Below are 20,193 nucleotides of genomic sequence, written 5' to 3'. Positions count from 1 at the left end.
ATGGCTCAATCTCCCCGCCCCGCTGACGTCCCCGGCCTGCCTGCGCGTCGTTCCGCTCTCAAATTGCTCGACGCTGTGCTGCGGCGCGGCGATCCGCTTGAAATCGCGCTGCATGGCGCCTGTCAGGGGCTGGCCGACCGGGCCGACCGGGCGCTGGTCCATGCCATTGCCGCCGAAGTGCTGCGCCATCTGCCCGATCTCGATGCGCTGATCGACGGGGCGACCCGCTTGCCGCTGCCCGATGATGCCAAGGCGCGCATGGTGCTGCGCATCGCGCTGGTGCAGGTGCTGGTACTGGGCACCGCGCCCCACGCCGCGATCGCGACCGCGCTGCCGCTGGTCGATGGAGGGCCGCGCAAGCTGGTCCATGGCGTGTTCGGCACGGTGACGCGCAGCGCGCCGGTGCTGCCCGATCCGCCGACCCTGCCGCCCGCCGTCGCCGATCGCTGGGCCGCGCAATGGGGTGCGACGATGGTGGAGGCGGCCGCGCGCGCCTATGCCATCCGCCCGCCTGTGGACGTGAGCCTGCGCGATCCCGCAGCCACCGCCGACTGGGCGGCGCAGTTGGGCGGCACCAGCCTGGCGCCCGGCCATGTCCGCTTGCCCGATGGCGCCAATATTCCCGACCTGCCCGGCTTTTGCGATGGGGCATGGTGGGTGCAGGATGTCGCCGCCTCCTGCCCGGCGCGCCTGCTGGGGACAGGGGATGGCCGCCATGTGCTGGACCTGTGCGCCGCGCCCGGCGGCAAGACGATGCAGCTGGCCGCCGCCGGATGGCGCGTCACCGCGATCGACCAGTCGAAAAAGCGGCTGGAGCGGCTGACCGAAAATCTCGCCCGCACCGGACTGCCTGCCGACGTCGTGCAGGCGGACCTGCGCCAGTGGCAGCCGGACGAACCGGTCGATGCTATCCTGCTGGACGCACCCTGCACCGCGACCGGCATCTATCGCCGCCATCCCGACGTGCTGCACCGTATCGGCCCGCGCCAGATTGCCGAACTGGCCGAGCTTCAAGCCGAACTGCTCGCCCGCGCTGCCGACTGGCTGAAACCCGGCGGCAAGCTGCTCTACGCCACCTGCTCGCTGGAACAGGCGGAGGGGGAGGAGCAGATCGCCCGCTTCCTTGGCCAGCGCCCGGACTTCGCGCTCGTGGCGGCGCAGGCCGATGAACTGCCCGACGGCATGACCCCCACGCCGCAAGGCTGGCTGCGCACGCTGCCCGACACATTGGCGACTCAGGGTGGCGCGGACGGATTTTTTATCGCACGCCTTGCCAAGGCATCAAACTGATCCTTTGAAATGCGCGAAAGAGCGCATTTCAACCGCGCCAGCCCTCACCCCCATAAGATGCAGCCGCTGGCGTGGCCGGGTGCGGGTGAGGGCTGGTGCGACCGAATGTGCGATTGCACATTTTCAAACTAAGCCTTAACCATGAAGCACTTAAGATGATCATCCCTCGTCTTTAAGGTGCGCCGTGCGTCCGATCGAACCTTTGCCCCTGCACCATAGCTGGCCGCTCTACGACCTGCGTGAGCATCTCGCCCCTGTGATGCTGGACCCGTCGCTGGCGCGCAACGATGCGGCGTTGGCGGAGCGGGGGCTGGGCCTGTGGCATTGCGACCTGAGCGATGACAGCCTGACCTGGACCGCCGGCGTCTATGATATTTTCGGGCTGGAGCGGCATATATTGGTGCCCCGCGCCCTGTCGGTATCGCTCTATGCCCCGGACTCGCGCGAAGCCATGCAGCGGCTGCGCGCCTATGCCATTCGCCACAAGCGCGGCTTCACCGTGGACGTCGATATTCATCAGGCCGACGGCATGGGGCAATGTGCCATGCGGTTGATTGCCGCGCCCGTACTGAACGAGGCCCAAGAGGTGATCGGCCTGCACGGCGTCAAACAAATGCTCCCCCACGGCGCAGCGCCTTCCAAACGGCTCGATCCAACGATTTTCGTGATGTTATAAGGGTTTGGGTCGGTTCCAGACCCGACCACCAAATCACCCGTTGCCCTTGGACGGAGGCATGGCTAAGGCGAACGGTTAATGACACCCTCGATCTTGATCTCGCCCTCCATCCTCTCCGCCGACTTCGCCCGTCTGGGTGAGGAGGTGCGCGCCATTGACGAAGCGGGCTGCGACTGGATCCATATCGACGTGATGGACGGCCATTTCGTGCCGAACATCACCATCGGACCGGCGGTGGTCAAGGCGTTGCGCCCGCACACGAAAAAGACGTTCGACGTCCATCTGATGATCTCGCCGGTGGACCAGTATCTCGACGCCTTTGCACAGGCGGGCGCGGACATATTGACCGTCCATCCCGAAGCCGGGCCGCACATTCACCGCTCGATCCAATATATCAAGTCGCTGGGCGTGCAGGCGGGCGTGGTGCTGAACCCAGGCACCCCGGCCAAGATGCTCGATTATCTGATCGACGATGTCGACCTCATCCTCGTCATGAGCGTCAACCCCGGCTTTGGCGGCCAGAGCTTCATCGAAAACCAGCTGCGCAAGATTGAGGCCATTCGCAAGATGATCGACAAGAGCGGCCGCGACATCCGCTTGCAGGTCGATGGCGGCATTGATTTCACCACCGCGCCCAAGGCGATCGCCGCCGGGGCCGACGTGCTGGTCGCTGGCACCGCCACCTTCCGCGGCGGGCCGACGGCCTATGCCGACAATATCCGGAAGCTGCGGGGCGGGTGAACGAGGTCCGGCGCATGTCCGCCCGCAAGACGCCCGAACCCGCCACTCCAGAGAGTAGCGACGACGGCATCGAACAGGGCAAGCGTCTCATCCGCGTCGCGGATGACAAGGGGCTGTCGCTGGCGCAGAAAATCGCCAATCATTTCTATCTGCTCAGCTGGAAAACGCCGATCCACGGCCGCAAGCTGCGCGGCAAATATCCGCTCAAGCTGCTGGCCGTCCCCGACGATGAATTGCCCGGTGACACGCGCGCGGGGCAGGCGATCCGTGCGGGCTATTTCCTGTTTCGCGGCAAGAAACAGATCATCGACACACTCGATTTCGCCCGGATCGACCTCGACCCCGCCTTTGCCGACTATCTGCACAGCTTCCGCTGGCTGCGCGATCTGGCCAGTGCCGCCAGCCGCGAACAGGCCGCGCCGATTGCCGAAAGCGTCATGCGCAAATGGCTCGCCGCCCATGCTGAAACGCCCAGCGAACCGGCCTGGCGCGCCGACAATGCGGGCTGGCGGCTGTTCTTCTGGACCGCCCATGCGCCGCTGATCCTCTCGTCCAGCGATCTGGTCTATCGTTCGCTGGTTCTCAACTGCATTGCTCGCACCGCCCGTCATCTCGATCGTATCGCTGACAAGGCGCCGATGGGCCTGCCCCGCCTGATCGGTTGGAGCGCGATCGTCGCGGCCTCGATGCTGATGCCCGGCGGAGGGGCGCGCAAATTGTTCGGCGAAGCGGGTCTCAAGCGCGCGATCGACAGCGGCTTCTACCCCGATGGCGGCATCGTCTCCCGCTCGCCGCTGGCGCAGGTGGAAGCGGTGATGGCGCTGGCGATGCTGCGCGCGGTCTATGATGTGCGCCGCGAAGCCGCCCCGGCCTTCCTCAATGACGGCCTGACCCGCATCGTCCCCGCGCTGCTGGGCCTGACCCATGGGGATGGCGGTCTTGGCAGCTGGCAGGGTGCGGGCGCGATCGATCCCGTGATCGTCAACGCCGTCGTCGCGGCCAGTCGGATGCGTGCCCGGCCGCTGCGGCAGGCGCGCGACTGGGGCTATCAGCGGATCGCGGCGGGCGGCACCGTGGTGCAGATCGACGCCGCCCCGCCGCCGGTCGCGCGGCTCGCCGATGCAGGCTGCGCCTCCACCGGCGCGATCGAGATTAGCGACGGCGCGCGCCGCCTGATCGTCAATTGCGGCGGCGCAGGGCTGGAAGGGGCTTGGATACCCCGCGATCTGGCGCAGGGTCTGCGTACAACGGCTGCGCACAGCACGCTGGTGCTGGACGATTGCAACAGCACCGCGCTGATGCCCGACGGCACGCTGGGCCGGGGTGTGACCGAAGTGGAGCTGAACCGGCAGGAACTGGACAATGGCAGCCGGGTCGATCTGTCCCATGACGGCTATGTCCGCCGCATCGGCTATGTCCACCGCCGCCTGTTGCTGGTCAGCGGCGACGGCAAGGAAATTCGCGGCGAGGATATGCTGACGCCGGCCGAACGCCGCCGCAAGCCCGCCAAACTCCCCGCCCTGCTGCGCTTCCACCTCGCGCCGGGCGTCGAACCCACCCTGACCGCCGACAATCAGGGCGCGCTGCTGCGCATCGACATGGGTGCCCTTTGGCAATTCCGCACCGGCACTGGTGTCCTCACGGTCGAGGACAGCCTGTGGGTCGACGGCGACGGAAGGCCGCATCCGACCAAGCAGATGGTCGTGACCAGCGAAGCGCTGCCCGGCGGATCGAGCATCGGCTGGCTGTTCAAGCGGGTGGGGTGAGGGTGCGGCCTTAACCGGCTTTCGCAGTCATCCCCTTCCGGGGCTGTATTTTTCCGCCGTCAGCCCTTAAGGGACCGGCGCAAAGCCGTCCTGCAACCAGAAAGCCTCTCTTATGACCGATTATCCCATCAAGCGCGCCCTATTGTCCGTGTCGGACAAGGCTGGCCTTATCGAACTGGGGCAGGCGCTGGGGAAGCATGGGGTGGAACTGGTATCGACCGGCGGCACGGCCAAGGCGCTGCGCGACGCGGGCCTCACTGTCATGGACATTTCCGACCTCACCGGCTTCCCCGAAATGATGGATGGCCGGGTCAAGACGCTGCATCCCAAGGTGCATGGCGGTTTGCTCGCGGTGCGGAACAACCCGGATCATGTCGCGTCGATGGACGAGCATGAGATCGGCGCGATCGACCTGGTCGTGGTCAATCTCTACCCCTTCGCCGCGACCGTGGCCAAGGGCGCGGAGCGCGAGGAGATTATCGAGAATATCGACATTGGCGGCCCGTCGATGGTGCGCTCCGCGGCCAAGAATCATGAGAGCGTGGCGATCGTCACCGATCCGGCCGACTATGCCCGGCTGATCGCGGAAATGGACGAGAAGGGTGGGGCGACCAGCTACGACTTCCGCCGGATGCTGGCTGCCAAGGCCTATGCCGCGACCGCTGCCTATGATTCGATGATCGCCAGCTGGTTTGCCTTCGCCGATCAGGGCGTGATGTTCCCCGAAACGCTGGCCGTCGCCAGCACGCTTGGCACCACGCTGCGCTACGGCGAAAACCCGCACCAGTCCGCCGCCCTCTATCTGCCCACTGGCCCGACGGCGAACGGCATCGCGCAGGCGCGTCAGATCCAGGGCAAGGAACTGAGCTACAATAATTATAACGACGCCGACGCCGCGCTGGAGCTGGTCAGCGAATTTCGCGACGGCCCGCCGACCGTGGTGATCGTCAAGCACGCCAACCCCTGCGGCGTGGCGACCGGCGCGACCCTGATCGAGGCGTATGAAGCCGCGTTTGCCTGCGACAGCGTGTCGGCCTTTGGCGGCATCATCGCGGTCAACCGCCCGCTCGATGGCCCGACCGCCGAAGCGATCAGCGGCATCTTCACCGAAGTCGTCGCCGCGCCCGACGCCGATGATGCGGCGCGTGCCATCTTTGCCAAGAAAAAGAATCTCCGCCTGCTGCTGACCGGCGATCTGCCCGATCCCGCGCGCCCCGGTCTCCAGCTCAAGACGATCGCGGGTGGCGTGCTGGTGCAGAGCCGCGACAATGGCCGGATCAGCCGCGATGCGCTGAAAGTCATGACGAAGCGCGAACCGACGGAACAGGAACTGGCCGACTGCCTGTTCGCCTGGACCGTCGCCAAGCATGTGAAGTCCAACGCCATCGTCTATGCCAAGGGCGGCAGCACCGCAGGGGTCGGCGCAGGCCAGATGAACCGCCTGGAATCCGCACGCATCGCCGCGTGGAAGGCTAAGGATGCCGCCGAAAAGGCTGGCTGGAGCGAGCCGCGCACCATCGGTTCGGCCGTCGCTTCCGACGCCTTCTTCCCCTTTGCCGACGGCCTGCTGGCAGCAGTAGAGGCTGGCGCTACGGCGGTGATCCAGCCGGGCGGATCGATCCGCGACGACGAAGTCATCGCAGCAGCCGACGAAGCGGGCCTTGCCATGGTGTTCACCGGGATGCGCCACTTCCGGCATTAAGGGTCTTGTTGGAAGGCAAGAGAGCGAACTCACGGAGGCAATCGATTAAGGCATCCTCCCCTTGCAGGGGAGGTGTCAGCGCGAAGCGATGACGGAGGGGTGTCTAGCTATCGATAGCGTAACACCCCTCCGTCTGGCCTGCGGCCATCCACCTCCCCTGCAAGGGGAGGATGGCGAGCGTTGTGCAGTGGGCTGAATAGGAAGCGATCCTGACACAAGTGCGAAGCAAATCCCTTCGCACCCGCAAAATAACGGTTTTCCGCCACTTTTTGCCAACTGGCCTCTTTTCATTTTATCCGGTCAAGCCTATTTAGATGTGGACCCGGTGCCCAAGTCAGGTGTTGGGCAAAAGAACAGAAAAATGTTCGACAGGAGAAACAGGATGACTGCAAAGACGCTGGTGGCGCTGGCCGCCACGATGGCCCTTGCGCTGCCGGGTGTGGCGAGTGCGGGCAATGACAATATGGACGTGATCGTTGATGGTCGTTCGGGCACGGAAACCCGCTCGATCGCCGTATCGGTGGCGGACCTCAACCTCGCCAGCGCGGCCGGTCTGCGTCGCGCCGACTATCGCGTCACCCGCGCCGCCAAGCAGGTCTGCGGTTTCGTCAACGGCTCGATCATCCCGATCAGCGACGATTATCGCAATTGCTTTGGTGAAGCATTGACCGGTGCACGCAGCGATCTCAACGCCATGGCCCAGCGCCAGGGCTGACGATCTTCGCGAGTTCCCCTCACGAAGGGGACTGCAGGGGGCCGTTCCGCATCGCGGGACGGCCCTTTGTCATGCGGCTTGTTTCGTGTGCGATCCTTACCGCGCGTTAACCAGTCCTTAGAATATTTCCTTCACTCCCGAACCCACGAAAGACCATCCGGGGGAATTGCCTGTCATGCCGCGTACCGACCAAAGCGTGGACGTCGCCATCATCGGCGCTGGCCCGGCGGGCCTGACTGCAGCCTATCTGCTGACCAGGCAGGGCTATAGCGTCACGGTGATCGAGAAAGACCCGGTCTATGTCGGCGGCATCAGCCGGACGGTCGAACTGGACGGCTTCCGCTTCGACATTGGCGGGCATCGCTTCTTCTCCAAATCGCAACAGGTGGTCGACCTGTGGAACGAGATATTGCCCGACGACTTCATCCAGCGTCCCCGGATGAGCCGCATCTATTATGAGGGCAAATTCTACAGCTACCCCCTCCGCGCGTTCGAGGCGCTGTGGAACCTCGGCATCTGGCGCTCGACGCTCTGCATGGCCAGCTTTGCCAAGGCGAAGCTGCTGCCCAACCGCCATGTCCGCTCTTTTCAGGACTGGACCGTCAACGCCTTCGGCCACAAGCTTTTCTCCATCTTCTTCAAAACCTACACCGAAAAAGTGTGGGGGATGCCGTGCGATGAAATGTCGGCGGACTGGGCAGCGCAGCGGATCAAGGGGCTGTCGCTCTGGGGCGCTGTCACCGACGGGCTGAAGCGCTCGCTTGGCCTGAACAAAAAACCCAATGACGGCATGGCGACCAAGACGCTGCTGGAAAGCTTCCGCTATCCCCGGCTTGGACCCGGCATGATGTGGGAAAAGGCGCGCGACCATGTGGTCGATGGCGGCAATCAGGTGCTGATGGCGCACAGTTTCAAACGGCTGGAGCAGGATCAGGGGACCGATCGCTGGCGGCTGGTGGCGCAGGGGCCGGAGGGTGAGGTCATCATCAATGCAGGCCATGTCATATCGTCCGCGCCGATGCGCGAGCTGGCGGGCCGCATCCATCCGCTGCCCGCGACCCTGCCCGAAGCCATGGACCTGAAATATCGCGACTTCCTGACCGTCGCCCTGATGGTGAAGGGGGAAGATATTTTCCCCGACAACTGGATCTATATCCACGACAGCAAGGTGCAGGTCGGCCGCATCCAGAATTTCCGCAGCTGGTCGCCCGAAATGGTGCCGGACCCGACGCTGGCCTGCGTGGGCCTGGAATATTTCTGTTTTGAAGGCGATGGCCTCTGGGCCTCGTCCGACGCCGATCTGGTCGCGCTGGCGACGCAGGAAATGGCGTTGCTGGGCCTGTGCAACCCCGCCGATGTCGTGGGCGGCGCGGTGGTGCGACAGGAAAAGGCCTATCCGGTCTATGACGACGCCTATGCCGCCAATGTGCTGGCGATGCGCACCGAACTGGAGGCCCGCTATCCCACGCTGCACATGGTCGGGCGCAACGGGATGCACCGCTATAATAATCAGGACCATGCGATGATGACGGCGATGCTGACCGTCCGCAATATCGTTGCGGGCGCGCGCGTCCATGACGTCTGGTCGGTCAATGAGGATGCCGAATATCATGAGGCGGGCGAAGAGGGCCAGGACGCCGATGCGCAGGCCGCCCTTGCCAGCACCCGCGCCGTCCCGTCCCGCCTGAAGGCTGCCTGATCCGGTGCGCGTCCTGATGGCGCTGGTCGCGCGACTGATGTTCGCCCGCTATCTGCTGGCCAGCATCTGCGCGCTGTCCAGCGACATGGCCCTGTTCCTGATGCTGGACCATTTCGGCGCGGCCCCGATGCTGGCGGCGTTCGGCGGCTATGCCATCGGCCTCGCCGTCCACTGGACCATCAGCATCCGCTTCGTATTCGATACCGGGACCGGCCCGACCCATGCGCAGCGCGCCGGATTTGTGGCGAGCGCACTGCTGGGCATGGGTATCACGCTGGCCATGGTCGGCGGGCTGAGCATGGTCGGCGTTGCGCCGACGATCGCCAAATTGCTGTCCGTCCCGGTCAGCTTCCTCACCGTCTATGCGATCCGCAAATATGGCGTCTTTGCCCGCGTCTGACGGCAAGCGGGCGGCGCTGCTGGCGCTTCTCGCCTGGCTGCTATGCAGCGCGGCGATGCTATGGCTGTTCCGGGGCGATTTTTCGACGCTCGGCTTTCGCGACCCCGATGATGCGATGCGGCTGGCGCAGGTGCGCGACTGGATCGGCGGGCAGGCCTTCTGGGATGTGAGCCAGCATCGGGTGAACCCGCCCACAGGCGGCCCGATGCACTGGTCGCGGATCGTCGATATGCCGATCGCAGGACTGATCCTGCTGCTGCGCCCGCTGCTGGGCATGGCGACGGCAGAGCTGGTCGCTTGCGCCATTGTGCCGCTACTGCTGCTGGCCGGGCTGACGACAGCCTTGTTCATTGCAGCGAAACGGATTGCCGGGGCAGGGATTGCGCTGCTGGCTGTCGCATTGCTGCTGACTGCACCGTCCATTCTCGTCCAGTTCACGCCGCTGCGGATCGACCATCATGGCTGGCAGATCATGGCGGCCACGCTGGCGCTGTGCGGCGCGATGGACCCCCGCCCGTTGCGCGGTGGCATCGTTGCGGGGCTGGTGCTGGCGCTCTGGCTCCAGATTTCGAGCGAAGGCCTGCCCTATGCTGCCCTGTTTGCCGCCGTCTTTGCCCTGCGCCACTGGATCGACCGGGCCGAAACGCCGCGCTATGTCGGTTTCACTGTCGCCCTTGGCGCGTCCGCTCTCCTGCCGCTCATGCTGTTGCGTGGTCCCGCTGCGGTGCTGGCGCGCCACTGCGATGCGCTGTCCTTCGTTTATGTCTGGCCACTGGTAGCATTGGCCGCTGCAACGCTTCTGGCTGCGCGCCTGATCGGCCCGTTCAGCCCGCCGCGTCGTTTCCTGATCGCCGCCACAGGCGGCGGCGCGGCGCTGGTGACCTTCACGCTGACCGGCGGGCCATGCCTGTCAGGCGATCCCTTCGCCGCGCTGGGACCGCTCGCCTACAAGCTCTGGTATTTGCAGGTGATGGAAGGGCGCCCGATCTGGGAACAGAGTCTGTCGATGGCGGGCGTGATCCTGCTGCCCACGCTGCTGGGCCTGATCGCGACCCTGCTGGCCGCGCGCAGTGCAGGCGGTCCGGCGCGGATGCGCTGGCTGACGCTGGCGTTGCTACTGACCGGAGCCATGCTGGTTGCAATCATGGTGATGCGCGCCGTGTCGGTGGCGCATGTGCTGGCGCTGCCCGGCACTGCCTGGCTGTTGATCGCCTTGTTCCGCCGGGTGCAGGCGTCCGCCAGCGCCATCGTGCGGATATTCGGATCGGTCGCGCTGGTGTTGCTGACCCCGGCGGGCCTGTGTGCGCTCTGGGTTGCGAACGCTGCCACGCCCGAACCTGCGAAGAAAGCCAGCGCGAATTGTCGCGCGGCCAACCTGCTGGCTACGCTCCGTGGGCTGCCGCCCGCCACCCTGTTCGCACCGCTCGACCTTGGCCCCGACATTCTCGTCCAGACCCGCCACAGCGTCATTGGCACCGCCCATCATCGCAACGCCGCAGGCATCACGGCCGTGATCGGAGGCTTTGTGTATGCGCCCGATCAGGCCCGTTCCGTGATCGAAGCGACCGGCGCCCGTTACGTCGTGACCTGCGACGGCCTCAACGAATATCGCCTCTATGGCGAAGCCAATCGCAACGGCCTCGCCGCCCAACTGGCGCGCGGCGCGACGCCGGATTGGCTGGAACAATTGCCCAGCAGAGGCCCGCTGAAAATCTATCGGATCAGGCCGCCACGAAGCTGAGCGCCACCCCGTTCATGCAATAGCGCAGCCCCGTGGGCCTGGGTCCGTCATCGAACACATGACCCAGATGCCCGCCACAGCGTGCGCAATGGACTTCGGTGCGGGGATAACCCAGATCGAAGTCGCGGCTGGTACCGACCGCCCTGGGCAGCGGCGCATAGAAGCTGGGCCAGCCCGTGCCACTATCAAACTTGGTTTTGGAACTGAACAATTTTTGCCCGCACCCGGCGCAGGCAAAGACGCCCGCCCGACGCTCCTTGTTGAGCGGACTGGTGAAGGGATGCTCGGTCGCCTGTTTACGCAGCACATTATAGGCGAGCGGTGACAACCGCTTGCGCCATTCCGCGTCGCTCAGGGTAAAGGGATAGGCGGCTTCCGCCCGGTCAAGGCCCAGCCGCCACCAGCCCAGCGCCACCGCGCCGGTCGTCACGCCGCTCAGGAAAAGTCGCCGGTTCATGATGTCCTTCAACACCCGTCAACCTGTCGTGTTCCTGAACAGATTTTTCCACCAGCGCCCGCCCGACTGCATGACATGGCGGCGGAACAGCAGCACACCAACGCGGATGATCAGCGCCACGAACGCCGCCTGCCACAGCAGCGCCAGCAGATGCGGCCATAGCGCGTCATCCTGCGCCGCCCGCGCGATCATGGCGAAGGGCGAACTGAACGGGAATATCGTCGCGGCAACCTCCGCGGGCGATCCCATATGGTCGACGGCGTAGCTCGCAAAAAAGAAGATCAGCATCTGCCCCATCGTCACCGGCATGTTCAGCGTCTGCACCTCCCGCACCGTCGCAGCTTGCGCGCCGATTCCCAGGAAAAGCGATCCCAGCAGCGTGTAGGCCATCGCGAAATAAAAGACGGCAAGGATCAGGAAGATCGGCCAGCCGACCGCTGGCGCAGGCAGGCCCGCCGCGCTTCCATGCAGCGCCAGGAAGATGGCGAACGCCGTCCCGCCCCAGAAGGCGATGCCGACAAAGCTCATCGCCAGCATCGCCATCAACTTGCCCAGAAAAATCGCGTCTATCGGCACGGCAGCGGCCAATATCTCGATGATCTTGTTAGTTTTTTCTTCTACCAGATTGGACAGGATCATGCCCGCCAGCAGGATCGTCAGGAAGAACATGACCACCTGCGCCACCCGCCCGATCAACAGTCGCGCCTGCGCCTGCGCGCCCAGGCTGGTGGCGACCTCCTGCCGCTCCACCTGCACCAGCCGCAGCGTATTTTCCGCCTGCGCCGCGCTGGCGATCAGGCTGAGATCGCCCTGCATCTTGTCGAGATCATCGGGCTTGCCGGTCAGGATCGGGTGCGCCACCGAACCCGAAAGGATCGCCACCACCGCCGAATCGGCCCGCGCCAGCTGTTCGCGCGGTGCAGGGGCCAGCGGCACGCGCCGCAACCGGACCAGCGCCTGTTCTCCCATCCGTTCGGTCAGGCGCTGGTGCGCACGCTCTAGCCGCGCCGCCTCGCTCGCGGGCATGGCAATGCCGACCACCGGGCGCAGGTCGGTGCTGGAGATTTTCTCGCCCAGCCCGCCAAAGGCCATGCCGATCAGGATCGGCAGCAATGGTCCGAGCAGGAACAGGATGAAGGTGCGCGACAGCACCACCGCGGTGAAATCCCGCCGGGCGATGACCAGAGCGGCGCGCAGCATTTCCCTCATGCCTCCTGCTCCCGTGCCTGCGCGTCGTCCATCTGCCGTGCGGTCGCTTCGCCTGCAATGGCGACAAAGGCGTCGTGCAGGCCGGGCCGCTCGATCGACAGGCTCTCAATCCCCGCATGGCCGTCCAGCAGCGCGCGCAGCAGCGGCTCTATACCGTCGTCGGGCAGGGCGAAATGCCACGCACCGTCCTCCACCACCGTATCGCCGGGTAGCGCGCGCCGCCACGCCCCGTCGCTCGCCCTGGTGCGCAGCCGTACCTGCGGGCGCAACTGGTCGCGCGCATCGGCCACCGTCCCCTCGAACCTGATGCGTCCGCCCGCGACGATGGCGATGCGTTCACACAAGCGTTCGGCATGGGCGATGACATGGGTGGAAAAAAGGATGGTGACGCCCCGCCGCGCCTGCTCCCGGATCAGCGCCTCCAGCTTCTCCTGATTGATCGCGTCCAGTCCGGAAAATGGTTCGTCCAGCACGATCAGCCGGGGTTCGTGGATGATCGTGCCGAACAATTGCACCGTCTGGGCCATGCCCTTGGACAACTGGCGGATCGGCTTGTCGATCGCGCCGCCCATGCCATGCCCCTCCAGCATCGCCCGCGCCCGTTCGCGCCCTTGTTTCAGCGGCAATCCGCGCAGTGCGCCCATGAAGGCGATCGCCTCAAACGCCTTCATCGACGGATAGAGTCCGCGTTCTTCCGGCAGATAGCCCACCTGCCGCGCCATGCGCAGCGGCGCGGCATCCCCCAGCAGCGATCGCGTCCCTTCATCCGGGTCGATAATGCCCAACAATGTGCGCAGCAGCGTGGTCTTGCCTGCGCCATTGGGGCCAAGCACGCCATAGATGGCCCCCGCAGGCACGGCGATATCGACGCCATCGACCGCGCGGAAGCTGCCGAATGTCTTGACAAGGCCATGGCCTTCGAGCGCATAGCGGAGGGGCGGGGCCGGAGTGTCGCCGTTCATCCGCTCCTGATAGTGTCACCCCATGCCAACGCAAATGGAAAGCTTGGAAACCCGCCTGAAGGCGCAGGCCGCTGCGCTCGGCTTCGCCGTCTGCGCCATCGCGCCCGCCGATGTCGCGCCGCAGGCCGGGCAGCGGCTGGGCGAATGGCTGGACGCGGGCCATCATGGCGACATGCTGTGGATGGCCGAACGCGCCGGGCAACGCGGATCGCCGCGCGACCTGTGGCCTGATGTGCGCAGCGTCGTGATGCTGGGGATGAGCTATGCGCCGGGGCGCGATCCGTTGGCGCTGGCGGACGTGGGCGACCGCGCGCGCATCTCGGTCTATGCGCAGGGCAAAGACTATCATGATGTCGTCAAGAAGGGGTTGAAGGCGCTGGCCCGCTGGCTGGTCGAGCAGCAGCCGGGCGCGCTCAAGGTTTTCGTCGATACCGCCCCGGTCATGGAAAAGCCGCTGGCGCAGGGGGCCGGGCTGGGCTGGCAGGGCAAGCATAGCAATCTGGTCAGCCGCCAGCATGGCAGCTGGCTGTTTCTGGGCGCGATCTACACTGAAATCGCGCTGCAACCCGACGCGCCGGAGATCGACCATTGCGGCAGTTGTACCGCCTGCCAGACTGCCTGCCCGACGGATGCTTTCCCGTCCCCCTATGTCGTCGATGCGCGCCGCTGCATTTCCTATCTGACGATCGAGCATAAGGGGCCGATCCCGCACGAGTTGCGCGAAGGCATCGGCAACCGCATCTATGGCTGCGACGATTGCCTGGCGGTCTGCCCCTGGAATAAATTTGCCGAGTCGGCGGCGGCCAACAAAGCCTTCGTCGGCCGCGCCGAACTCGCCGCACCCGCCATCGCCGACCTGCTGGCGCTGGACGACGCCGCCTTTCGCGAAATCTTCTCCGGCTCCCCGATCAAACGCATCGGCCGCAACCGCATGGTGCGGAATGCGGCGATCGCGGCGGGCAATAGCGGCGACGCGCGCTTGCTGGGCCGGTTGCAGGCGCTGGCGGGCGATGACGATCCGGTGGTGGCTGAGGCGGCAATATGGGCGATCGGGCGGCTGTCGGTCTAACGCGCCCGCAACGCGGTCGCGCAGGCTGCCGGATCGACGTCGCTGCCAGCGGGCGAACGCGCATCCACATGGGTCACCACCGGCTCCTTGCCGCGCGCCGGGGCGTAGAGATAGGTGTCGAGGACGCAGCGGCCATTGGCAAATTGCAGCTTGCGCACCGTGGTTTCGCGAATGTCGAGCCGGGGCGTGCCGAACATCTGGGTCAGCGCGCGTGCGTCCGCGCCCATCAGCGGGCCGGGCTTGCCAAAGGCGCTGGCCGGAGGACCGGCGGGCGGCGGCGCGTAGCCGGTCTGCGGTACCACGCCGCCCGCGCCACAGGCGGCGAGCGGCAGCGCCAGCAGCGCGATCAGGGCAAGGCGGGGGGCGTTCATACAGGCTTCCTTCTGACGCCGTGCAGCATGTGGACCGCCATAGCCGCGCTCCAGATCGGCGCAAGCAGGTTGACCAGCGGGATGAGGAAGAGAAGCGCCGAAGCGAGACCCAGAAGCCACCGGCTGCCACGCGGGATCGGCGGATGACCCGGATGGCGCGGCTCGACCATGTCGGCCAGATCGCGGCCCAGAAGATAGGCGTTGAGCGCCAGAAAAAGCCCGATCGTCCCCACCCCCGTCACCAGCAGCGCGATGTAAGCGGGCAGCGCCAGCAGGTTCCAGCCCAGCGTGCGGGCCACCGACGCCAGCGCGTAACGGATACTGCGCGCCAGCCCGACGGGGCGCGCATCCGCCGCTGCATCCGGGTAGCGATCCGCCTCGACCGCCGCGATAATGTCGTCGGCGAACAGGCCCATCACCGCCATAGCGGTCGCGCGGAACAACAGCCAGCCTGCCGCGATGACGATCAGCGCGGTCGCCGCCGCCTCCGCCAGGCCGCCACCGCCCCAGCCATAATGGAGGCGCAATGCATGGAATCCGGCCCACAGGCCCACCGCCAGCAGGGCAAAGACCAAAAGTGTCAGCAGCAATGTCTTGACCAGCAACCGCCGGGCGGCAGCGTGGAAAATCAGAGGGAAGGCGCGCAGTGCGGCGGTCAGGACCATCGAACCATTATCCGGCCTGTGGCTGCACCCGTCAATCGCCCGCTGTTGCATGGCTGCGCGCGCGCCGATAGAGACGGCGGCCTGTCTTTCCCGCACCATAAGGATTTTGCGTGACCGCTTCCGCTCCAGTTTCGGCCCCGACGCTCGACGTCGTCGCCATCGGCAACGCCATTGTCGATGTCCTCGCGCGCAGCGATGACGCCTTCCTCGCCGAACATGCGCTGACCAAGGGCGGGATGCAGCTGATCGACGCCGCCATGGCCGAAACCCTCTATGCCGACATGCCGCAGGCCAAGGAAATCAGCGGCGGATCGGCCGCCAACACGCTGGCGGGCCTCGCCGCGCTGGGCAAGACATGCGGTTTCATAGGGCAGGTCAATGACGACCAGCTCGGCGCGGTGTTCAGCCATGACGTGCGCGCGCTCGGCATCCGCTTCGACACCCCCGCCATGACGGGCGACGTGCCGACCGCTCGCTGCCTGATCCTGGTCACACCCGACGCACAGCGGACGATGAACACCTTTCTGGGTGCATCGCAATTCCTGCCCGCAGCCGCACTCGACCTCGACATGATCCGTTCGGCCGGCATCCTCTATCTGGAAGGCTATTTGTGGGACCCGGAGCAGCCGCGCGCGGCAATGCGGGCGGCGATCGACGCGGCGCGGGGGGCCGGGCGCAAGGTTGCCTTCACCCTGTCCGACAATTTCGTGATCGACCGCCACCGCGCAGACTTCCTCGACCTGATCGACAATGGCCAGATCGACATCCTCTTTTCCAATGAGGGCGAAATCCAGTCGCTGGCGCAGGTCGATGATTTCGATGCGGCGCTGGCCCGTTTCGCGGCCAAGGTGCCGGTGCTGGTATCGACCCGCAGCGAAAAGGGCGCGGTCGCGATCGTCGATGGCGTGCGTTACGAAGCGCCCGCAGCGCCAGTCGCGCAGATTATCGACACGACGGGTGCTGGCGACTTGTTCGCCGCCGGTTTCCTCGCCGCCCATATTGACGGGCGCAGCGTGGCCGACTGCCTGGCATTGGGCGCAGCAGCAGCGGCAGAGGTGATCTCGCACTGGGGCGCACGGCCGGAGGATGATCTGGGTGTGATCCGCGATCGGCTATTCGCCTGATCAGTCCGCCTTCTGCTTGCGGAACAGGGTGCGGTCATCCGGGCCAAAGCCCCAACGCCAGATGACCACGCCATAAGCGCCCAATATCGCCCAGACGCCGACGACCAGTTCGACCCATTCGAGCCGCGGCGGCAGGGCGACGAAGGCGGCACCGACGATGCAGGCGACGCCCGCTGCGCTCAGCAACGGCCAGCGCCAGGCGTTGACCGGCGCGTTGAGCAGCCGGGCGAGCAGCCTCGCCTTGACGAAGGCGCCGACCGCCAGCGCCATGCACAGGGCGAGCGCCGGGGCGGCGGCGACGGCCATCACCGGCAGGTCGAGTTGACGGGCGAGCAGGATCAGCGCGAAGCTGAAAGCGGCCTGGCAACCGATCATGACGAGCGAGATCATCAGGTTGCGGTGGCGGGCGATATAGACCAGCGCGGATTCGCTGACGACAGCGGTGGCGGCGATCACTTCGGCCATCAACAGGAAGGCAAGCGCGCCGGTGCCGCCGACGAAATGCGGGCCGACCAGCCCCATCACCGCTTCGCCCGGTATTCCCAGCGCCAGCGCAATGCCTGCCTGCGCGGCGATGATCCAGAAGCCGACCTGGCTGACCTGCCGGGCGATCGCGGCCATATTGCCCTCGGCCAGATTGCGGGTGATGACCGGACCCAATATCGGGTCGAAGCTGGTCTTGAGTTTTTGCGGCAGCGAGGCAACCTGCTGGGCGATATAATAGATGCCGATCACCGCCGGGCTGACGAACAGGCCCAATATCGCCATGTCCAGCCGCCGCGATCCCCATTCCACCCCGTCGGCGGCCGCCAGCGGCAGGTTGCGCCGCGCCAGACGCCACAGCCGCCCGGCATCAGGCCGCCATCCCACCGGCAGGCCATAATGGCGCGCCATCGGGATGATAGAGGCGATGAAGGCAGCGATCATCGACACCGCATAGGACAGGATCAGTCCGTCGCGGGTCGAATAAAAGGCAAAGGCGAACGCGCAGATGCTGATCGCCCAGGGTTCGATGATCGACCGCGCCCGCACCGTTGCGCCGACGTCGAACTTGTAGGCGCAGGCGGCCAGCGCCACGTCCGACCCGGCGACCGCAATGACGATCAGCGCCAGCAGCCGGTCGAGACCGTTGATGCCGCTATTGGGGAACATCGCCTGCGGAAAGGCGACCAGCAACCCCGCACCCAGCAGCGCGGCGATCATCGTCACCAGCATCGCGTCGGTGACGACATGCGCGTGGGGCCGTTCGGTCTGGCTGAGCGCACCGGCCAGCCCGCGTTTCAGCCCCAGCGTGGCGAGTTGCGCGACAAATTCCACCACCAGCACGGCATAGGCGAAGCGACCCAATGTTTCCGCACCATAGACCCGGCCCGCGATGAACAGGAAGGGTAGCCGTGCAGCCAGGCGAAGGAGGAAGCCGAACACATTGGTCCGCCCGCCCTTGGCCAGGGCGGCGATGTCATCCTCGTCCTTCGACGCAGGAACCTGCGCGGCCAATCGACTCCCCTCTGTCGTCCCGTCTGATGACTGGAATGTAGCCATGATGGTGCGGACGCGCGACGGCTTATTCGGGCCGCAACGGACGCGCGAGCAGCGCGTCGATCACGGTCCCGAGCGGCGCGGCATCGGCCAGCAAAGCGCAGACGGCTTCGACCACCGGCATTTCCACCCCCGCCGCGCGCGCGGCATCGCGCAGCACCGGGGCGGTAAATGCGCCTTCAGCGACGGTGCGGCGGTTGGACAGGAGTTCAGCGGCGCTGCGCCCTTCGCCCAAACCTTTGCCCAGCGAAAAATTGCGCGAATTGGTGGATGAACAGGTCAGCACCAGATCGCCCAGCCCCGATAGCCCGCCGAGCGTTTCCGCCCGCGCACCGCGCGCCAGGCCAAAGCGCGTCATTTCGGCAAAGCCCCGGCTGATCAGCGCCGCGCGGGCATTGAGGCCTAGCCCCGCGCCGTCCGCGACGCCGCACGCGATCGCCAGCACATTCTTGACCGCGCCACCGATTTCTGCGCCGGTTACATCGTCGGACAGATAGGGGCGGAATGCCGGGCGGGCGATCCGCGCCGCCAGTTGCGCGCCCAGCACCGCATCCTCGCACGCCAATGTGATCGCGGTCGGCAATCCCTTGGCCACTTCATGGGCGAAGGTCGGGCCGGACAGGACGGCGATGGGCGATGTCGGCTGCGCTGCCCGCGCCACTTCCCCCATCAGCAGGCCGGTGCCCGCCTCTATCCCTTTGGAACACAGGATCAGCGGCACACCGGCGGGAGCCTGGCGGACGACGCTGCGCAGATGCTGCGCCGGGCTGACCACCAGCAGCATGTCGCAATCGCCAAGATCGGCCATAGCGCTGGTCGCGCGGATCGACGGGGCCAGCTTGATGCCGGGCAGATAAAGCGGATTTTGCTGCGTGGCATTGATCGCATCGACCACATCGGCCTCCAGCGCCCACAGTGCCACGACCTGCCCGTCAGCGGCCAGCAGCTGCGCCAGCGCGGTGCCCCATGCGCCAGCCCCGATGACTCCCGCTTTCATGCCTTCACTCCCGCTCCGCGTGCCTTTTCCGCCGCCGGATCCAGCGGCCAGCGCGGCCGGGCGGGGAAGGTCAGGTCGTCGATCAGTCCCACGGCAAAGCGCTCCGCCCCTGCCCAGGCGATCATCGCGGCATTATCGGTGCACAGCCACAGCGGCGGCGCGACGAAGGGCAAGTCGTGATCCGCCGCCAGCTTTTCGAGCGCGCTGCGAATCGCGCCATTGGCCGCGACGCCACCGGCCACAACCAGCGCGGTGATGCCGTCGGCCTGCGCCAGTGCGCGGCGGGTGCGGTCGATCAGGCAGTCGATCACCGCCTGCTGGAAGCTGGCGGCAATGTCCTGCGTTGAATATTGGCCGGACTGGACCGCGCGCATCACCGCGCTTTTGAGGCCCGCGAAGGAAAAATGCGGTTCCGCCGTGCCGATCAGCGGGCGGGGCAGAGGGACAGCCCTGGGATTGCCCTGCGCCGCCGCCTTCTCCACCTGCGGGCCGCCGGGATAGCCCAGCCCCAGCAATTTGGCGGTCTTGTCGAAGGCTTCGCCCGCTGCATCGTCTATCGTGGTGGCGAGGCGCGCATAGTCGCCAGGGCCGCGCACCAGCAATATCTGGCAATGGCCGCCCGACACCAGCAGCAGCATATAGGGAAATTGCAATGTCCGGTCGGACAGGCGCGGCGAGAGGGCGTGCCCCTCCAGATGGTTGACCGCAATCAACGGTTTGCCCGCCGCATGGGCCAGCGCCTTGCCGGTCACCAGCCCGACCATGACCCCGCCGATCAGTCCCGGCCCGGCGGTCGCGGCTATCACATCGACCTGATCCAGCGTCATTTCCGCGTCCGCCAGCGCCGCTTCGATCAGGGGGCTGAGCGCCTCGACATGGGCGCGGGCGGCGATTTCGGGGACGACGCCGCCATAGGGGCGGTGCGCGTCCTCCTGCGTGGCGAGGCGGTGCGCCAGGATCCGACCGTCGGCCGTCACCAGCGCCGCTGCGGTTTCATCGCAGCTCGATTCCAGGCCGAGGATGATTGTCATTGTCGCTTCCATCTAATGCCCGTGGTCATTAGAGCAAGC

Annotated in this window: 19 protein-coding genes; 11 read left to right on the top strand and 8 right to left on the bottom strand. The window is 66.1% G+C overall.

Translation table 11 applies throughout. The features are described from left to right. The 9 genes from EBBID32_RS05835 to EBBID32_RS05795 all read left to right on the top strand — a co-directional run bounded on the left by EBBID32_RS05835 (position 1) and on the right by EBBID32_RS05795 (position 10,730). Entirely contained in the window at positions 1 to 1,290 is a 1,290-nt protein-coding gene (locus tag EBBID32_RS05835) for an RsmB/NOP family class I SAM-dependent RNA methyltransferase (RefSeq protein WP_006952333.1), read from the top strand. Positions 1,291 to 1,474: 184 nt separating this feature from the next. Further along, positions 1,475 to 1,966 carry a hypothetical protein gene (locus EBBID32_RS05830; protein WP_006952332.1) on the top strand — a complete coding sequence of 164 codons (492 nt, stop codon included), beginning with the start codon at positions 1,475 to 1,477 and terminating at the stop codon, positions 1,964 to 1,966. A 78-nt stretch (positions 1,967 to 2,044) separates the two neighbouring features. After that, complete coding sequence (gene rpe, locus EBBID32_RS05825; protein WP_006952331.1) at positions 2,045 to 2,707, top strand: ribulose-phosphate 3-epimerase; 663 nt, start codon at positions 2,045 to 2,047, stop codon at positions 2,705 to 2,707. A 14-nt stretch (positions 2,708 to 2,721) separates the two neighbouring features. Continuing rightward, positions 2,722 to 4,473, top strand: a complete 1,752-nt coding sequence (locus EBBID32_RS05820) for a heparinase II/III family protein (RefSeq protein ID WP_006952330.1) — start codon at positions 2,722 to 2,724, stop codon at positions 4,471 to 4,473. Between the two features lie 112 nt (positions 4,474 to 4,585). After that, positions 4,586 to 6,175, top strand: a complete 1,590-nt coding sequence (gene purH / locus EBBID32_RS05815; protein WP_006952329.1) for a bifunctional phosphoribosylaminoimidazolecarboxamide formyltransferase/IMP cyclohydrolase — start codon at positions 4,586 to 4,588, stop codon at positions 6,173 to 6,175. A 382-nt stretch (positions 6,176 to 6,557) separates the two neighbouring features. Then, positions 6,558 to 6,890: a UrcA family protein gene (locus EBBID32_RS05810; protein ID WP_006952328.1), complete on the top strand. Its 333-nt coding sequence runs from the start codon at positions 6,558 to 6,560 to the stop codon at positions 6,888 to 6,890. A 175-nt stretch (positions 6,891 to 7,065) separates the two neighbouring features. After that, complete coding sequence (locus EBBID32_RS05805; RefSeq protein ID WP_006952327.1) at positions 7,066 to 8,589, top strand: NAD(P)/FAD-dependent oxidoreductase; 1,524 nt, start codon at positions 7,066 to 7,068, stop codon at positions 8,587 to 8,589. Between the two features lie 16 nt (positions 8,590 to 8,605). Beyond that, positions 8,606 to 8,989 carry a GtrA family protein gene (locus EBBID32_RS05800; protein WP_037489084.1) on the top strand — a complete coding sequence of 128 codons (384 nt, stop codon included), beginning with the start codon at positions 8,606 to 8,608 and terminating at the stop codon, positions 8,987 to 8,989. Continuing rightward, on the top strand, positions 8,967 to 10,730 hold the full coding sequence (locus tag EBBID32_RS05795; protein WP_231382111.1) for a hypothetical protein: 1,764 nt from the start codon (positions 8,967 to 8,969) through the stop codon (positions 10,728 to 10,730). Before EBBID32_RS05800 ends, EBBID32_RS05795 begins: the two co-directional genes overlap by 23 nt. On the opposite strand, the gene msrB is transcribed toward EBBID32_RS05795, so the two are convergent. The 3 genes from msrB to EBBID32_RS05780 are packed head-to-tail and all read right to left on the bottom strand — an operon-like array spanning position 10,711 to position 13,358. Then, positions 10,711 to 11,187, bottom strand: a complete 477-nt coding sequence (gene msrB, locus EBBID32_RS05790; RefSeq protein ID WP_037489081.1) for a peptide-methionine (R)-S-oxide reductase MsrB — start codon at positions 11,185 to 11,187, stop codon at positions 10,711 to 10,713. The genes EBBID32_RS05795 and msrB overlap by 20 nt on opposite strands. 18 nt (positions 11,188 to 11,205) lie before the next feature. Next, positions 11,206 to 12,396, bottom strand: coding sequence for an ABC transporter permease (locus EBBID32_RS05785; RefSeq protein WP_037489065.1), 1,191 nt, complete (start codon positions 12,394 to 12,396; stop codon positions 11,206 to 11,208). Then, a complete protein-coding gene (locus tag EBBID32_RS05780) occupies positions 12,393 to 13,358 on the bottom strand; it encodes an ABC transporter ATP-binding protein (protein ID WP_006952313.1) in 966 nt (321 codons plus the stop codon). Before EBBID32_RS05780 ends, EBBID32_RS05785 begins: the two co-directional genes overlap by 4 nt. Before the next feature lie 34 nt (positions 13,359 to 13,392). On the opposite strand from EBBID32_RS05780, the gene queG reads away from it, so the two are divergent. Beyond that, entirely contained in the window at positions 13,393 to 14,427 is a 1,035-nt protein-coding gene (queG, locus tag EBBID32_RS05775; RefSeq protein WP_037489062.1) for a tRNA epoxyqueuosine(34) reductase QueG, read from the top strand. On the opposite strand, the gene EBBID32_RS05770 is transcribed toward queG, so the two are convergent. Then, positions 14,424 to 14,798: a hypothetical protein gene (locus EBBID32_RS05770; RefSeq protein ID WP_006952310.1), complete on the bottom strand. Its 375-nt coding sequence runs from the start codon at positions 14,796 to 14,798 to the stop codon at positions 14,424 to 14,426. The two genes, queG and EBBID32_RS05770, sit on opposite strands and share 4 nt — an antisense overlap. Next, positions 14,795 to 15,463: an EI24 domain-containing protein gene (locus tag EBBID32_RS05765; RefSeq protein ID WP_006952309.1), complete on the bottom strand. Its 669-nt coding sequence runs from the start codon at positions 15,461 to 15,463 to the stop codon at positions 14,795 to 14,797. The genes EBBID32_RS05770 and EBBID32_RS05765 overlap by 4 nt, the downstream gene beginning before the upstream one ends. Positions 15,464 to 15,573: 110 nt before the next feature. Between EBBID32_RS05765 and EBBID32_RS05760 the strand changes: the two genes are divergently transcribed. Then, a complete protein-coding gene (locus EBBID32_RS05760; protein ID WP_006952297.1) occupies positions 15,574 to 16,587 on the top strand; it encodes an adenosine kinase in 1,014 nt (337 codons plus the stop codon). Here the strand turns inward: EBBID32_RS05760 and EBBID32_RS05755 are convergent, their stop codons facing one another. The 3 genes from EBBID32_RS05755 to tsaD are packed head-to-tail and all read right to left on the bottom strand — an operon-like array spanning position 16,588 to position 20,154. Then, the gene (locus tag EBBID32_RS05755) at positions 16,588 to 18,129 is read right to left on the bottom strand and encodes a lipopolysaccharide biosynthesis protein (RefSeq protein WP_440590956.1); all 1,542 of its coding nucleotides are present in this window, start codon (positions 18,127 to 18,129) and stop codon (positions 16,588 to 16,590) included. Between the two features lie 22 nt (positions 18,130 to 18,151). Further along, a complete protein-coding gene (locus tag EBBID32_RS05750; protein ID WP_006952290.1) occupies positions 18,152 to 19,123 on the bottom strand; it encodes an NAD(P)H-dependent glycerol-3-phosphate dehydrogenase in 972 nt (323 codons plus the stop codon). Next, entirely contained in the window at positions 19,120 to 20,154 is a 1,035-nt protein-coding gene (tsaD, locus tag EBBID32_RS05745) for a tRNA (adenosine(37)-N6)-threonylcarbamoyltransferase complex transferase subunit TsaD (RefSeq protein WP_037489078.1), read from the bottom strand. Before tsaD ends, EBBID32_RS05750 begins: the two co-directional genes overlap by 4 nt. Positions 20,155 to 20,193: the final 39 nt, after the last annotated feature.

It is taken from the genome of Sphingobium indicum BiD32, from assembly GCF_000382885.1.
In the GTDB taxonomy this organism is placed as follows: domain Bacteria; phylum Pseudomonadota; class Alphaproteobacteria; order Sphingomonadales; family Sphingomonadaceae; genus Sphingobium; species Sphingobium japonicum_C.
The sequence above is the reverse complement of the archived record's forward strand: the minus strand, read 5'-3'. Positions and strand labels throughout refer to the sequence as shown.

Coding starts and splice junctions, on each gene's coding strand:
- purH (WP_006952329.1), top strand. CDS start 4,586: ATGACCGATTATCCCATCAAGCGCGCCCTATTGTCCGTGTCGGACAAG.
- rpe (WP_006952331.1), top strand. CDS start 2,045: ATGACACCCTCGATCTTGATCTCGCCCTCCATCCTCTCCGCCGACTTC.
- EBBID32_RS05750 (WP_006952290.1), bottom strand. CDS start 19,123: ATGAAAGCGGGAGTCATCGGGGCTGGCGCATGGGGCACCGCGCTGGCG.
- EBBID32_RS05810 (WP_006952328.1), top strand. CDS start 6,558: ATGACTGCAAAGACGCTGGTGGCGCTGGCCGCCACGATGGCCCTTGCG.
- EBBID32_RS05765 (WP_006952309.1), bottom strand. CDS start 15,463: ATGGTCCTGACCGCCGCACTGCGCGCCTTCCCTCTGATTTTCCACGCT.
- EBBID32_RS05795 (WP_231382111.1), top strand. CDS start 8,967: ATGGCGTCTTTGCCCGCGTCTGACGGCAAGCGGGCGGCGCTGCTGGCG.
- EBBID32_RS05820 (WP_006952330.1), top strand. CDS start 2,722: ATGTCCGCCCGCAAGACGCCCGAACCCGCCACTCCAGAGAGTAGCGAC.
- queG (WP_037489062.1), top strand. CDS start 13,393: ATGGAAAGCTTGGAAACCCGCCTGAAGGCGCAGGCCGCTGCGCTCGGC.
- EBBID32_RS05785 (WP_037489065.1), bottom strand. CDS start 12,396: ATGAGGGAAATGCTGCGCGCCGCTCTGGTCATCGCCCGGCGGGATTTC.
- tsaD (WP_037489078.1), bottom strand. CDS start 20,154: ATGACAATCATCCTCGGCCTGGAATCGAGCTGCGATGAAACCGCAGCG.
- EBBID32_RS05805 (WP_006952327.1), top strand. CDS start 7,066: ATGCCGCGTACCGACCAAAGCGTGGACGTCGCCATCATCGGCGCTGGC.
- EBBID32_RS05755 (WP_440590956.1), bottom strand. CDS start 18,129: ATGGCTACATTCCAGTCATCAGACGGGACGACAGAGGGGAGTCGATTG.
- EBBID32_RS05780 (WP_006952313.1), bottom strand. CDS start 13,358: ATGAACGGCGACACTCCGGCCCCGCCCCTCCGCTATGCGCTCGAAGGC.
- EBBID32_RS05800 (WP_037489084.1), top strand. CDS start 8,606: ATGGCGCTGGTCGCGCGACTGATGTTCGCCCGCTATCTGCTGGCCAGC.
- EBBID32_RS05770 (WP_006952310.1), bottom strand. CDS start 14,798: ATGAACGCCCCCCGCCTTGCCCTGATCGCGCTGCTGGCGCTGCCGCTC.
- msrB (WP_037489081.1), bottom strand. CDS start 11,187: ATGAACCGGCGACTTTTCCTGAGCGGCGTGACGACCGGCGCGGTGGCG.
- EBBID32_RS05835 (WP_006952333.1), top strand. CDS start 1: ATGGCTCAATCTCCCCGCCCCGCTGACGTCCCCGGCCTGCCTGCGCGT.